Below are 13,536 nucleotides of genomic sequence, written 5' to 3'. Positions count from 1 at the left end.
CGTACGCGTCATCTCACGTACGTACTGAAGACAACCGCTGGAGACGCCCGGTGAGTTCCCCCGACCGAGAAGTTCGCGCAGCGCGAAACGGTTCCGCGCGAGACACCACGCGCCCGCATGCCCGGCGACCCGTCGTCGCGGTCACCGGCGCCGCCCGCGGCGTCGGCGCGCTGCTCACGCGGCGCCTCGCCGCCTCCGAGGAGGTCAGGCGGGTCGTCGCCATCGACGAGCGCCGCGGCGACGTGCCCGAGGCGCAGTGGCACGTCCTGGACGTGCGCGACCCCGCCATCGCCGAGAAGCTGCGCGGCGCCGACGTCGTGGTGCACCTCGCCCTCGACCTGGACCTGGAGACCGACCCCGCCGCCCGCACCGCCTACAACGTCCGGGGCACCCAGACCGTGCTCACGGCCGCCGCGGCCGCCGGGGTGCACCGGGTGGTGCTCTGCACCTCCGCCATGGTCTACGGCGCCCTCCCCGACAACGACGTGCCCCTCGCCGAGGACGCCGAGCTCCGCGCCACCGCCGAGGCGACCGGAGTGGGAGACCTGCTCGAGATAGAGCGGCTCGCCAGGCGTGCGCCCCGCGCGCACCCCGGCCTGAACGTCACGGTGCTGCGCCCGGCCGTCCTCGTCGGCGGCACCGACACGGCACTGACCCGTTACTTCGAGTCACCGCGTCTCCTGGTCGTCGCCGGATCCCGGCCCACCTGGCAGTTCTGCCACGTGGACGATCTGGTGAGCGCTCTGGAGTTCGCCGCCCTGGAGAAGGCGGAGGGGGAGCTCGCGGTCGGCTGCGACGGCTGGCTGGAGCAGGAGGAGGTCGAGGAGCTCACCGGCATCCGGCGCATGGAGCTGCCCTCGGCCGTCGCGCTCGGCGCCGCCTCCCGGCTGCACCGCCTGGGCCTGACCCCCTCGCCCGCGGGCGACCTGGAATACACGATGCACCCCTGGGTGGTCAGCGGCAGCAGGCTGCACGCCGCTGGCTGGCGGCCCCGCTGGACCAACGAGGAGGTCCTCGCGGAGCTGCTGGCGGAGGTCGCCGGCCGGCACACGGTCGCGGGCCGCCGCCTCGGGCGCAAGGACGCCACCGCCGCGGGCGCCGCGGGGGCGACCGTGGCACTGCTCGGCGCCGCCGCCGTGGTCCGCCGCGCCCGTAAGGCGCGCCGCAGGCTCTGACGGTGCCGGGTGCGCGGCCCCCTCGGGGGTCGCACGCGCGAGTGGTCGCACAGAAGACCGCCCGCCCGTGGTCCGCCGCCCCGCGGGTGCGGCACGATGGACCGCATGGCCCGCACACATGACCACCCCGGCGAGCTCGCCGCCACGGACCCCGTCCGCCTTCTCGCGATCCGTGACACCCCCCTGTCCGTGGACGAGGTCCTCGCGGCGGTCGGCGAGTCCTCGGCGGGTGGCACGGCCCTCTTCGTGGGCACGGTCCGTGACCACGACGGTGGCGCGGACGTCGACGGGCTCGGCTATTCCGCGCACCCCTCCGCCGAGGCGGAGCTGCGCCGGGTCGCGGAGAAGGTCGCGGCGGACTTCCCGGTACGCGCGCTGGCCGCGGTCCACCGGGTCGGCGACCTGGCCGTCGGTGACCTGGCCGTGGTGGTGGCCGTCTCCTGCCCGCACCGCGCGGAGGCGTTCGACGCCTGCCGCCGGCTGATCGACGACCTCAAGAACGAGGTGCCGATCTGGAAGCACCAGAGGTTCTCGGACGGGACAGAAGAGTGGGTGGGCGCGTAGCGCCCTCGGACAGGACATCGGGGGTACCTCCCAGCGGTAGCTGGGGGCGGGTGGGCGCGTAGCGCCCTCGAGCGGCGAAATTGGGGGTACCTCCCAGCGTTAGCTGGGGGAGGGTGGGCGCGTAGCGCCCTCGAGCGGGACATCGGGGGTACCTCCCAGCGTTAGCCGGGGGAGGGTGGGGGCCTGATTCGGCCCCCTTTGGATCGTCCTGAGCCACCCCCACCCCTGACGGGTGCGTTCCGCTTGCGTAACCGGCCCCCTGACGTGAGCGTTGAGGGGGCGGAAGATTAATCTGCTCATCAGTCAGTCATGGTGGCGCGAGGGTCGGGAGGGTGGCATGACAGCGCTCGTGTGGTTGCTGATCCCGGTCGCCGCGGCTGTCGTCGCGGCGCTGTGGGGCACCTGGGCTGCGTACGCGTCCCGCAACCGGAGAACCGGGGACGTCTCGGAGCTCGCCGGCTACGCGCGCTTCCGGGAGGCGATGGAGCGCTCGGACACCGGCAGCGGAGTCTCCTGAGCGCCGTCCGGAACGGCGCCGGGCCCGTCCCGAGCGCCCCGCGTGAGGCCGCGCGCCCCCCGCTTCCCCGGACGGACCGCCCCGCGGGTGGACCGCCCGACCGGTCCCGTACTGTCGTTCCATGCCCCGCCGCACCGCGACGATGCTCGCCTCCCTCCTGACACTGATCGCGCTGATCTGTGCCGGGGTGCTGATCCCCGTGCCGTATTCGGAGATGTCGCCGGGGCCGACCTACAACACCCTGGGTGAGCACGGCGGTGAGCCGGTGCTCCAGATCTCCGGCCGCAAGACGTATCCGACCTCCGGTCACCTCAACATGACGACCGTCCGCGTCACCGGTTCCCAGTACCGGATGAACCTGGTCGAAGCGATCGCCGGCTGGCTGGGCCACGACAATCTCGTCGTCCCGCACAGCACGCTCTATCCGGACGACAAGACCCCGGACCAGCTGAACCAGGAGACCGCTGAGGAGTTCAGCCAGTCCCAGGAGAGCGCCAAGGTCGCGGCGCTCAAGCAGCTGGACATCCCGGTGGGCACCCGCGTCGTCGTGGCGTCCGTCGTCAAGGGCAGCCCGGCCGAGGGCAAGCTGCACGCCGGTGACGTGATCAAGTCCGTGGACGGCACGGAGATCAAGCAGCCCGGCGATGTCGCCAAGCTCGTCACGGGGCACAAGCCGGGCGAAAAGGTGTCGTTCGTGATCGTGCCCGCCAAGGAGGCGGCCGCGGCGGAGAAGGAGAAGCGGGAGCCGAAGGGCGAGCAGACCGTCACCCTCACCACCGGCGAGGCGACCGACGACAAGCGGGCGATCGTCGGGATCCAGGCGGGCACCGACCACACCTTCCCGTTCACCATCGACATCAAGCTGACGGACGTCGGCGGTCCGAGCGCGGGCCTGATGTTCGCCCTCGGGATAGTCGACAAGCTCACGCCGGACGACCTCACGGGCGGCAAGTTCGTCGCCGGTACGGGCACGATCGACGAGAACGGCAAGGTCGGGCCGATCGGCGGCATCGAGATGAAGACGGTAGGCGCGCGCTCCAAGGGCGCGCGCTACTTCCTGACGCCCAAGGCCAACTGCGCCGCGGCGGCGAAGGACGTTCCGTCGGGGCTGACGCTGGTCAAGGTCGACACCATCGGCGACGCGATGAAGTCCCTGGAGAAGATCCGCAAGGGCGACGCGGCGGGCCTGCCGCAGTGCGCCAGGGGCTGACCGCACGGTCTTCGCCAAAAACGCCGGGCGGGCTGGAGGATCCAGCCCGCCCGGCGTTCTAGCGGATAAATCGGTAGGTTTCCGGCTGCCCGGTCTCAGTCGGCGAACGTGGCGGACAGTGCCTCCGCCAGCCCCGGCACCAGATCGGCGCCGGTCAGCACCTCGGTCGGGGAGTCCTTCTCCCGCAGTCGCACGGCGGAGTCGCGGGCGCCGTCGCGCAGCACCGCCACCGTCATCCGGACCTCCTGGCGGTCCGGGTGGGCGGCGACCCACTTGGCGAGCTGCTTCTCGTTCAGGCCGTTGGGCACGGTGCCCTCGGCGGACGGCGGCAGCATCAGGCGCTCCACGGTCAGGGCGCACCCGGTCACCGCGTCCGGCCAGGCGATCGTGCCGAGGAACTTGTCCAGCGGCGTGCCGGCGGGCACCTCGTCCTGCTCGATCGGGGTGTACGAGCCGGCCGTGGCGTCGGCGTCCAGGCCGAGCTGGGCGGCCAGGCCGGGCTCCTGGGCCCGCAGCTTGGCGGTGTCGACGAGGGCGAACAGCCGGGCCGGCTGGTCCCAGCCGAGGGTGGAGGCGTACTCGTCGATCTCAAGGACGGCGCGGGTCAGGGGGTTCGCCGCCATGGGGGTGTTCGGGGCGGCGGCGCCGGAGGCGTCGTGGGGGTCGGGAAGGCTGGAAGTGCTGGGCATGCTCAATATCGTGCCCTGAGAGTGACCAAAAACGGGAACTGAGTAAAGCCTCGGTAAGTTGCCATCGTGGGCCCTAGGATCACTGGGCCCTGATCGACAGCTCCATTGACAGCGAACTTCGAGGTGCGCACCTTGGCTTTCCAGATGCCGGACCGCGGCGGAGGCCCGTCAGGGCCACGGATCAGAGTCGGCCGCCCGTCCCGGCGGATCCGGACCCTGCTGATGACATTGGGCGTGCTGGCCGCACTGGCCATGCTCTTCGTCATGTTCGCTGGGTTCTGGACGGACTGGCTCTGGTACCGCTCGGTGAAGTACTCCTCGGTGTTCACCACCACCCTTGGTACCAAGGTCGGCCTCTTCGCCGTCTTCGGGCTTCTGATGGCCGTCGTGGTGGGGGTCAACATCTGGCTCGCCCACCGGCTGCGGCCGCCGCTGAGCGCGATGTCGATGGAGCAGCAGAGCCTCGACCGCTACCGCATGAGCATCGCCCCGTACAAGAAGTGGGTGCTGCTCGCGGTCTCCGCGCTCGTCGGGCTGGTCGCGGGAGCCTCCGCCGCCGGGCAGTGGCGCACGTGGCTGATGTGGATCAACGGCGTGTCCTTCCAGCAGAAGGACCCGCAGTTCCACAAGGACATCTCCTTCTACACCTTCGATCTGCCCTGGTACCGCTTCCTGCTGAGCTTCGGCTTCGCGGCGGCGGTCCTGTCGCTGATCGCCGCCGCCCTGGTGCACTACCTCTACGGCGGCCTGCGGCTGACCAGTCCGGGCGGCCGGGCCACCGCGGCGGCCACCGGGCACCTCTCCGTCCTGCTCGGCCTCTTCGTGACGCTGAAGGCCATCGCGTACTGGCTGGACCGGTACGGCCTGGCGGTGAAGTCCAGCGGGCTGAAGTCGACGGACGGCTGGACGGGTCTGCGCTATGTGGACGCCAACGCCTATCTGCCGGCCAAGACGATCCTTTTCATCATCGCGCTGATCTGCGCGGTGCTGTTCTTCGCCACCCTCTGGCGCCGTACCTGGCAGCTGCCGGTGATCGGTTTCGGCCTGATGGTGCTCTCGGCGGTCCTGATCGGCGGGCTCTACCCGGCGATCGTGCAGAAATTCCAGGTCCAGCCGAACGAGCAGGCCAAGGAAGCGCCGTACATCAAGAAGAACATCACGGCCACGCGCGAGGCCTATGACATCGACGGCTCCGATGTGAAGGACTACAAGGGCACGAGCGACGTCAAGGGCAAGGACGCGGAGAAGCTGCGCGCCGCGGCGAACTCCACGGCCAGCCTGCGCCTGCTCGACCCGAACATCGTCTCGCCGACGTTCCAGCAGCAACAGCAGATCCGCGGCTACTACCAATTCCCGTCCACCCTCGACGTCGACCGCTACAAGATCGACGGCAAGGAGCAGGACACGGTCATCGGTCTGCGCGAGCTCAACATCAAGGGCATTCCCGAGCGCAATTGGATCAACGACCACTTCAAGTACACCCACGGCTACGGCGCCATCACCGCGAAGGGCACGACGACCGACGGCGCCGGCGCCCCGGACTTCACCGACAAGAACCTGCCCACCGAGGGCATGCTCAAGAAGTACGAGCAGCGGGTCTACTACGGCGAGAAGACCACGCAGTACTCCATCGTGGGCGGCCCGCAGAAGGAGCTGGACTACTCCAGCGACAGCGGTGAGAAGAGCTACTCGTACCAGGGCAAGAGCGGTGTGAGCCTCTCCAACCCGGTCAACCGCGCCGCGTACGCGGTGGCCTTCGGCGAGCCCCAGATCCTCTACTCGGGCGCCATCGGCGACGGCTCGCGGATCCTGTACAACCGCACGCCCAAGGAGCGCGTCGAATCCGTCGCCCCCTGGCTGACCATCGACGGCGACGCCTATCCGGCCGTGGTCGACGGGCGCATCCAGTGGATCGTGGACGCCTACACCACGAGCAACGGATATCCGTACGCCTCCCGCACCACCCTCGGTGACACCACCGCGGATTCCCTGACCACGGGGCAGCGGGCCGTGGTGGCCCAGCAGAACCAGGTCAATTACATCCGCAATTCCGTCAAGGCGACCGTGGACGCCTACGACGGCACGGTGAAGCTCTACCAGTGGGACACCAAGGACCCGGTCCTCAAGACCTGGATGAAGGCCTTCCCGGGGACGGTCAAGGCGAAGAGCGAGATCAGCGGCACCCTGATGGACCACCTGCGCTACCCGCAGGATCTCTTCAAGGTCCAGCGCGAGCTGCTCACCCGCTACCACGTCACCGACCCGGGCACCTTCTACACCGGCAGTGAGCGCTGGCAGGTCCCGGACGACCCGACCAAGAGCAAGGGCAACGCGGTCCCGCCGTACTACCTGAGCATGAAGATGCCGGGCCAGTCGCAGCAGGCGTTCTCGCTGACGACCACGTTCACCCCCAAGAGCAGGGAGAACCTGGGCGCCTTCATGGCGATCGACGCCGACGCGAAGAGCAAGGACTACGGCAGGATCAGAATCCTGAAGCTGCCGACCGAGAATCCGGTGCTGGGCCCCCAGCAGGTCCAGAGCAAGTTCAACAGCGAGACCGAGATCGCCAACGAGATCAACATTCTCAAGAAGGGCGACTCCGAGATCGAGTACGGCAATCTGCTGACCGTTCCCCTGGACGGCGGGCTGCTGTACGTGGAGCCGGTGTACGTGCGCGGCAACCGCACGAACTACCCGCTGCTGAAGAAGGTGCTGGTCACCTACGGGGACCGGACCGCCTTCAAGAACACCCTGGACGAGGCGCTCGGGGAGATCTTCGGCGGCAAGGCCGACAGCGGCACCAAGCCCCCGGAGGCCACCAAGCCGCCCGAGGGCACGCCGCAGCCGCCCGCGGAGAGCGCCACGGTCAAGCAGGCCGTCAAGGACGCCCAGACGGCGTACGAGGCCGGGGAGAAGGCCCTGGAGGCCAAGGACTGGGCGGCCTACGGCAAGGCCCAGAAGGACCTCAAGGACGCCCTGGACCGGATCGCCAAGGCCGAGGCCGGCTCCGGGAGCTCGGACAAGGGCGACGGCAAGGGCAACAGCGGCGACAAGCCCGACAGCGGCGGTAAACCGAACAGCTGACGGGCGGCGGACAAGCCCCCGCCCCGCGCCGTGGTACGGTTGTTCCACAACGGCGCGGGGTGGAGCAGCTCGGTAGCTCGCTGGGCTCATAACCCAGAGGTCGCAGGTTCAAATCCTGTCCCCGCTACTCAAAGACAAGGCCCGGAGTCCTCGGACTCCGGGCCTTGTCGTGTGCCCGGACCCGGGCGGACCGGACCGTGAGGCGCCCGGACCGCGAGGTGTCCGGGAGGCGCGGACTGTGCGGGTTGTGTGCGGGGCTTCTGTGGAGAGTTTGGAGCCCCGTCGTGTCGGGAAGTCGGGAAGTCGACAAAACGCTGAAGTGACCTCACTGGCTGCGGCATACCAGGTGTACGCGGGTTGCGGGTGGTGCGACGATGGAGCTTATGGGGGACAGGACGAGGCTGTGGGAGACAGGTCGGCTTGTAGAAGCTCCCGGTGACGGGAGCGAACAGGAAGTGCCGGCGTACGCCCGGACGGCGGATTCCGCCGACGCGGGCGACCCCGCCGACCTCGAGCTGGAGACTGCCCGCCGCCGCGCCGCGGAGACGGGCGACCCCGCCGCCCTGAGCATGCTCGGCGCCCTGCTGCTGCGCCGTGGCGACCTCGACGGGGCGGAGCGCCACCTCCGGGCCGCGACCGCCGACGGCGACCGCTCGGCCGCCAACAACCTGGGCGTCCTGCTGCACCAGCGGGGCTACGCCGACGAGGCCGCCGGCTGGTGGCGCATCGCCGCCGTCGCCGGTTCCGCCGCCGCCGCGCACGCCCTCGGCCGCTATCACCGCGAGCGCGGCGACGAGCCCGCCGCCGAGTACTGGCTGCGCCAGTCGGCGGAGTCCGGGCACGCCCTCGGCGCGTACGCCCTCGCCGACCTGCTGGAGCACCGCAGCGACGTCGGCGCCGAGCGCTGGTTCCGGGCCGCCGCCGAGCGGGGCCACCGCGAGGCGGCGTACCGCCTGGCGCGCATCCTGGGCGGCCGGGCGCCGCGCGCCCGCTCCGGCGGCCTCGGCCCCGGCGGCGTGGAGACCTCCGTCCGCGAGCTGCGGGCCGCCGCGGCCGACGGCCGGGACGGCGGCCCGGCCGGCGAGGCCGAGCAGTGGTACCGGCAGGCCGCCGCCCGCGGCCACCGCCGCGCCGCCCTGCACCTGGGCACGCTCCTGGAGGGCCGCGGCGAGATCCAGGAGGCCGCCCGCTGGTATCTGACGTCCGCCAAGGACGGCGAGGCGCGCGCCGCCTGCGCGCTCGGCTTCCTGCTGCGCGACGCCGGTGACACCGACAGCGCAGCCGTCTGGTGGCGCCGCGCCGCCCAGGACGGCGACGGCAACGCCGCCAACGCCCTGGGCGCCCTGCACGCCGACCGCGGCGAGTCCGGCGAGGCCGAGCGCTGGTACCGCGCGGCCCTCGACGCCGGCGACATCAACGGCGCCTACAACCTCGGCCTGCTCTGCGCCGAGCAGGGCCGCACGGCCCAGGCCGAGCAGTGGTACCGCCGCGCGGCCTACGCCGGGCACAAGGAGGCGGCGAACGCCCTGGCCGTGCTGCTGCTCCAGGGCGGTGACGCGGCGGGCGCCGAGCCCTGGTTCTCCAAGGCCGCGGAGGCCGGCAGCGTCGACGCCGCCTTCAACCTGGGCATCCTCTACGCCGGCCGGGACGAGGACCGGCAGGCCTTCCAGTGGTACGAGCGCGCCGCCACCGCCGGGCACACCGACGCCGCCCTCCAGGTGGCCATGGCCCTGATGCGGGACGGCGACGAGGAGGCCGCCGAGCGCCATCTGCGGGTCGCCGTGCGCGGCGGCAACGCCGAGGCGGCCTTCCGGCTGGGCGCCCTCCTCGACCGCGACGACGACGCGCGGGAAGAGTGCGAGGAGTGGTACGGCAAGGCGGCCCGGCAGGGTCACCGGCGCGCCCAGGTCCGGCTCGGCATGCTCGTCGCCGAGCGGGGCGACGTGGTGGAGGCCGCGCACTGGTACCGCGAGGCCGCGGAGGCGGGCAGCCGCAACGGCGCTTTCAACCTCGGTCTGCTCCTGGCCCGCGAGGGCAGCGAGCCGGAGGCCGCCCTGTGGTGGGCCCGCGCGGCCGAGGCGGGCCACGGCCGCGCCGCCCTGCGGCTGGCCCTGCTGGCGGCCCGGCGGGGTGACCTCACGGAGGGCCGGCACTGGTGCGACTGCGCCGTGGAGCTGGGGCCGGCGGAGGTCTCGGAGCGGGCGGCGCGCCTGCGCGACGCGTTGCAGCAGGAGCTGACGGCCTGATCCCCGGGCCCGTCTCCCGGGCCGTTCCCGGGCCCGTCTCCCGGCCCCGCCCCCGGGGCCCGGGGATCAGGCCCGGGCCCCGGGGGCCTCACCCGTTTGCCATGGTCGTCTCCGGCGGGTTAGAGTGGCGTTACCGACGCGGGGTGGAGCAGCTCGGTAGCTCGCTGGGCTCATAACCCAGAGGTCGCAGGTTCAAATCCTGTCCCCGCTACTTGCGGACGAAGGCCCGGATCCTCAGGATCCGGGCCTTCGTCGTATGCGCACGCGAATGACGAAGCGCGTGCATGTGCGGATGTGTGTGCGGACGGTGAAGCGCGGGCGGCGCGAGGCCGCCCGCCGTCAGCCCGCCGCGCAGTTGGGGCACAGGCCCCGGTAGGTCACCTCGACGGCCGCGACCTGGAAGCCGAAGCGCTCCTCCGGCGGCAGCTCCGCCAGGAGGTCCCCCGACGGGTGGACGTCACGGATCGTGCCGCACTGGGAACACACCAGGTGCTGATGGGCGTGGTGCGCGTTCGGGTCGTAGCGCTTGGCGCGTCCGTCCGTGCTCACCTCCATGATCTCGCCCAGGGAGACCAGCTCCCCGAGGGTGTTGTACACCGTGGCGCGCGAGATCTCCGGCAGCAGATCCGCCGCCCGGGCGTGCACCTCGTCCGCGGTGTAGTGCACATGGTCCCCATCGAGGACCTCGGCGACGACGCGTCGCTGCGCGGTCAGCCGCCAGCCGCGTCCCCGGAGCCGTTCCAGCAGGTCACTCATGCCATTCACCTATCAGTCAGATGGGACCAGCGTAGCAGCGGGCCCCGTCCATCACTGGACCTGATATTTATCTCTCCCTCTTCTTGACTTAGACAAAGTCCAATGTAGGATCGAGCTCGGTTCAGGCCAAGGTGGCAGGGCGAGATGACGACGGAGGCAGACGTGTCGGTTCAGAGCGAGGCCGTGACGCAGACGGGTCCGCTGACCACGGAGTCCGGAGCTCCGGTCGCGGACAACCAGAACAGCGAGACCGCGGGCATCGGTGGCCCCGTCCTGGTCCAGGACCAGCTCCTGATGGAGAAGCTCGCGCACTTCAACCGCGAGCGCATCCCGGAGCGCGTGGTGCACGCCCGTGGCGCCGGCGCCTACGGCACCTTCACCGTGACCGCGGACGTCAGCCGGTGGACCCGCGCCGCCTTCCTCTCCGAGGTCGGCAAGCAGACGGAGACCTTCCTCCGCTTCTCCACCGTCGCCGGCAACCTCGGCTCGGCCGACGCGGTCCGCGACCCCCGTGGATTCGCGCTGAAGTTCTACACCGAAGAGGGCAACTACGACCTCGTCGGCAACAACACCCCGGTGTTCTTCATCAAGGACGCCATCAAGTTCCCCGACTTCATCCACACCCAGAAGCGCGACCCGTACACCGGCTCGCAGGAGGCGGACAACGTCTGGGACTTCTGGGGCCTGTCGCCCGAGTCCACCCACCAGGTGACCTGGCTGTTCGGTGACCGCGGCATCCCGGCGACGCTGCGCCACATGAACGGCTACGGCTCGCACACCTACCAGTGGAACAACGAGGCCGGCGAGGTCTTCTGGGTCAAGTACCACTTCAAGACCGACCAGGGCATCGAGAACCTCACCCAGGACGAGGCCAACAAGCTCGCCGGTGAGGACCCGGACTCCCACCAGCGCGACCTGCGCGAGGCCATCGAGCGCGGCGACTTCCCGAGCTGGACCGTCCAGGTGCAGATCATGCCGGCGGCCGACGCGGCCACGTACCGCTTCAACCCGTTCGACCTCACCAAGGTGTGGCCGCACGAGGACTACCCGCCGATCGAGATCGGCAAGCTGGAGCTCAACCGCAACCCGGAGAACGTCTTCGCCGAGGTCGAGCAGTCGATCTTCTCTCCGGCGCACTTCGTGCCGGGCATCGGCCCCTCCCCGGACAAGATGCTCCAGGGCCGGCTCTTCGCCTACGGCGACGCCCACCGCTACCGCGTCGGCATCAACGCCGACCACCTGCCGGTGAACCGTCCGCACGCCACCGAGGCCCGGACGAACAGCCGCGACGGCTACGCCTACGACGGCCGCCACGGCCGCGCCAAGAACTACGAGCCCAACAGCTTCGGCGGCCCGGCCGAGACCGGCCGTCCGCTGTGGCAGCCGGTCCCCGTGACCGGTGCGACGGGCAACACCGCCGCCCCCTCGCACGCCGAGGACAACGACTTCGTCCAGGCGGGCAACCTCTACCGGCTGATGTCGGAGGAGGAGAAGGAGCGCCTGATCGGCAACCTCGCCGGCTTCATCGCCAAGGTGTCGCGCGACGACATCGCCGAGCGCGCGATCAACAACTTCCGCCAGGCGGACCCCGACTACGGCAAGCGGCTCGAAGCCGCCGTCCAGGCCCTGCGCGGCTGAGCGCCCCGCGGCGGGTGAACCGCCGCGGGAGCTGTCCCACCAGCCGCTTGCCGTAAGAACGGAGAGGCCGGACGCCAATGGGCTCCGGCCTCTCCGGCTGCCCGCGGGGGCCCTGTCCGGAGCCGTCCGGCCCCCTCAGGCCGACAGCGCGCCCTCGCGCGCCCGCTGGGACACCCAGGAGCGGATGATGTCGCGCACCGACACCACGCCCACCGGCCCCTGGCCGTCCAGGACGACGAGGTGCCGGAAGCCGCCGCGCGACATGGCGTTCGCGGCCTCGTCGAGGGTCCACTCGGGGGCCGCGAAGACCACGTCGGTGGTGGTGTGGGCCTGGGCCGTCTCCCGGTCGGGGTCCTGGCCGGCGCCGACCGAGTTGAGGATGTCGCGCTCGGTGAGGATGCCGAGCCCGCACGTATCGGGGTCCAGGACGACCGCGGCGCCTATCCTGCGCGCGGACATCAGCCGTGCTGCCTGTCGGAGGGTGTGTGCGGGACCGATGGTGAGGACCACCGTGCTCATGGCGTCGCGGACGAGCATGGCTGAAGCCACCTCCTTGGCGGACCGTGAACTCCGAGAAGGAATTCACAAGTTCACAAGCATGGAGTTCTCATCGTCACACGGTCCCGGGGGGACAACAAGGGGCGCGCGGCGCCGGAATGCCCCTGCCGCCCGCTCCGGGGCGTGACACCCCGGAGCGGGGCGCGCGCCGGGCCCTGCGACGCCCGGCCCCACGAAGCCGGGATCGACCGCCGGGACCCACGGCCGGGATCCACGGCGCCCGGAGCCACCGCGTCCGCGACCTACGACTGGAGGTAGCCCAGCAGCTCGTCGTGGAGCAGGCCGTTCGAGGCGACGGCGTTGCCGCTGTGCGGGCCGGGCACCCCGTCCAGGCCGGTGAAGCGGCCGCCCGCCTCCTCGACGATGACGACGTTGGCGGCCATGTCCCACAGGGACAGCTCCGGCTCGGCGCAGATGTCCACCGATCCCTCGGCGACCATCATGTACGGCCAGAAGTCGCCGTAGCCGCGCGTCCGCCAGCAGTCACGGGTCAGGTCCAGGAAGCCCGGCAGCATCCCGCGCTCCTCCCAGCCGCTCAGCGAGGAGTACGCGAACGACGCGTCCGAGATCCGGCCGACCCGGGAGACCTGGAGCCGGGTCGCCGACGTCAGGCTGCGGCCGGTGTAGGCGCCCGAGTCCTTGGCGGCCCACCAGCGGCGGCCCAGGGCCGGTGCCGAGACCACGCCGACGACCGGCTGGTAGCCGCCCTCGCCCTGCACCATCAGCGAGATCAGCGTGGCCCAGACCGGCACCCCGCGGACGTAGTTCTTCGTGCCGTCGATGGGGTCGATGACCCAGCGGCGCGGCCCGGTGCCGTCGCTGCCGAACTCCTCGCCCAGGACGGCGTCGCGCGGACGGGCCCGCTGCAGATGGCCGCGGATCAGCTCCTCGGCGGCCTTGTCCGCCTCGCTCACCGGAGTCATGTCCGGTTTGGTCTCGACCTTGAGGTCGAGAGCCTTGAACCGGTCCATGGTCGCCGCGTCGGCGGCGTCCGCCAGGACATGGGCCAGGCGCAGATCATCGTGGTAGTCGGACATGGCTGAACAGTACCTGTGGGTGCCCTTCGGTCGGCCGAGGCCCGCCAGGACTCTTGACACCG

General features: G+C 71.0%; 11 protein-coding genes and 2 tRNA genes. 9 read left to right on the top strand and 4 right to left on the bottom strand.

From position 1 onward, the window contains the following. Nucleotides 1–50 precede the first annotated feature (50 nt). From LUZ64_RS15620 to LUZ64_RS15605, 4 genes are all read left to right on the top strand, one after another. Entirely contained in the window at nt 51–1,175 is a 1,125-nt protein-coding gene (locus LUZ64_RS15620) for an SDR family oxidoreductase (RefSeq protein WP_095584051.1), read from the top strand. A 96-nt stretch (nt 1,176–1,271) separates the two neighbouring features. Further along, on the top strand, nt 1,272–1,739 hold the full coding sequence (locus tag LUZ64_RS15615; protein ID WP_095584052.1) for a molybdenum cofactor biosynthesis protein MoaE: 468 nt from the start codon (nt 1,272–1,274) through the stop codon (nt 1,737–1,739). A gap of 337 nt (nt 1,740–2,076) precedes the next feature. Next, nucleotides 2,077–2,256 (top strand): hypothetical protein, encoded by a 180-nt coding sequence (locus tag LUZ64_RS15610; RefSeq protein WP_095584053.1) that lies wholly within the window; start codon nt 2,077–2,079, stop codon nt 2,254–2,256. Between the two features lie 121 nt (nt 2,257–2,377). Continuing rightward, the gene (locus tag LUZ64_RS15605; protein ID WP_095584054.1) at nt 2,378–3,466 is read left to right on the top strand and encodes a YlbL family protein; all 1,089 of its coding nucleotides are present in this window, start codon (nt 2,378–2,380) and stop codon (nt 3,464–3,466) included. 95 nt (nt 3,467–3,561) lie between these two features. On the opposite strand, the gene LUZ64_RS15600 is transcribed toward LUZ64_RS15605, so the two are convergent. Beyond that, complete coding sequence (locus LUZ64_RS15600; protein WP_232390246.1) at nt 3,562–4,155, bottom strand: PPA1309 family protein; 594 nt, start codon at nt 4,153–4,155, stop codon at nt 3,562–3,564. Nucleotides 4,156–4,299: 144 nt separating this feature from the next. Between LUZ64_RS15600 and LUZ64_RS15595 the strand changes: the two genes are divergently transcribed. From LUZ64_RS15595 to LUZ64_RS15575, 4 genes are all read left to right on the top strand, one after another. Continuing rightward, on the top strand, nt 4,300–7,239 hold the full coding sequence (locus tag LUZ64_RS15595) for a UPF0182 family membrane protein (RefSeq protein WP_095584055.1): 2,940 nt from the start codon (nt 4,300–4,302) through the stop codon (nt 7,237–7,239). Nucleotides 7,240–7,292: 53 nt separating this feature from the next. Beyond that, nucleotides 7,293–7,366 (top strand) — tRNA-Met (locus LUZ64_RS15590). A gap of 247 nt (nt 7,367–7,613) precedes the next feature. Further along, nucleotides 7,614–9,485 (top strand): tetratricopeptide repeat protein, encoded by a 1,872-nt coding sequence (locus LUZ64_RS15585; protein ID WP_095584056.1) that lies wholly within the window; start codon nt 7,614–7,616, stop codon nt 9,483–9,485. Nucleotides 9,486–9,622: 137 nt separating this feature from the next. Continuing rightward, nucleotides 9,623–9,696 (top strand) — tRNA-Met (locus LUZ64_RS15575). A gap of 128 nt (nt 9,697–9,824) precedes the next feature. Here the strand turns inward: LUZ64_RS15575 and LUZ64_RS15570 are convergent. Then, complete coding sequence (locus LUZ64_RS15570) at nt 9,825–10,241, bottom strand: Fur family transcriptional regulator (RefSeq protein ID WP_095584057.1); 417 nt, start codon at nt 10,239–10,241, stop codon at nt 9,825–9,827. Nucleotides 10,242–10,385: 144 nt separating this feature from the next. Here LUZ64_RS15570 and LUZ64_RS15565 point away from each other — a divergent pair, with 144 nt between their 5' ends. Continuing rightward, nucleotides 10,386–11,879, top strand: a complete 1,494-nt coding sequence (locus LUZ64_RS15565; RefSeq protein ID WP_095584058.1) for a catalase — start codon at nt 10,386–10,388, stop codon at nt 11,877–11,879. 135 nt (nt 11,880–12,014) lie between these two features. On the opposite strand, the gene LUZ64_RS15560 is transcribed toward LUZ64_RS15565, so the two are convergent. Then, a complete protein-coding gene (locus LUZ64_RS15560) occupies nt 12,015–12,416 on the bottom strand; it encodes a CBS domain-containing protein (protein ID WP_095584059.1) in 402 nt (133 codons plus the stop codon). Nucleotides 12,417–12,679: 263 nt separating this feature from the next. Further along, nucleotides 12,680–13,474, bottom strand: coding sequence for a histidinol-phosphatase (gene hisN, locus LUZ64_RS15555; RefSeq protein WP_095584060.1), 795 nt, complete (start codon nt 13,472–13,474; stop codon nt 12,680–12,682). Between the last annotated feature and the right edge of the window lie 62 nt (nt 13,475–13,536).

It is taken from the genome of Streptomyces albireticuli (genome assembly GCF_021228125.1).
GTDB lineage: Bacteria > Actinomycetota > Actinomycetes > Streptomycetales > Streptomycetaceae > Streptomyces > Streptomyces albireticuli.
The sequence above is the reverse complement of the archived record's forward strand: the minus strand, read 5'-3'. Positions and strand labels throughout refer to the sequence as shown.

What these genes read in the sequence shown, in the direction of transcription:
- LUZ64_RS15615 (WP_095584052.1), top strand. Translation starts at nt 1,272, where the DNA reads ATGGACCGCATGGCCCGCACACATGACCACCCCGGCGAGCTCGCCGCC.
- LUZ64_RS15610 (WP_095584053.1), top strand. Translation starts at nt 2,077, where the DNA reads ATGACAGCGCTCGTGTGGTTGCTGATCCCGGTCGCCGCGGCTGTCGTC.
- LUZ64_RS15605 (WP_095584054.1), top strand. Translation starts at nt 2,378, where the DNA reads ATGCCCCGCCGCACCGCGACGATGCTCGCCTCCCTCCTGACACTGATC.
- LUZ64_RS15600 (WP_232390246.1), bottom strand. Translation starts at nt 4,155, where the DNA reads ATGCCCAGCACTTCCAGCCTTCCCGACCCCCACGACGCCTCCGGCGCC.
- LUZ64_RS15595 (WP_095584055.1), top strand. Translation starts at nt 4,300, where the DNA reads ATGCCGGACCGCGGCGGAGGCCCGTCAGGGCCACGGATCAGAGTCGGC.
- LUZ64_RS15585 (WP_095584056.1), top strand. Translation starts at nt 7,614, where the DNA reads ATGGAGCTTATGGGGGACAGGACGAGGCTGTGGGAGACAGGTCGGCTT.
- LUZ64_RS15570 (WP_095584057.1), bottom strand. Translation starts at nt 10,241, where the DNA reads ATGAGTGACCTGCTGGAACGGCTCCGGGGACGCGGCTGGCGGCTGACC.
- LUZ64_RS15565 (WP_095584058.1), top strand. Translation starts at nt 10,386, where the DNA reads ATGACGACGGAGGCAGACGTGTCGGTTCAGAGCGAGGCCGTGACGCAG.
- LUZ64_RS15560 (WP_095584059.1), bottom strand. Translation starts at nt 12,416, where the DNA reads ATGCTCGTCCGCGACGCCATGAGCACGGTGGTCCTCACCATCGGTCCC.
- hisN (WP_095584060.1), bottom strand. Translation starts at nt 13,474, where the DNA reads ATGTCCGACTACCACGATGATCTGCGCCTGGCCCATGTCCTGGCGGAC.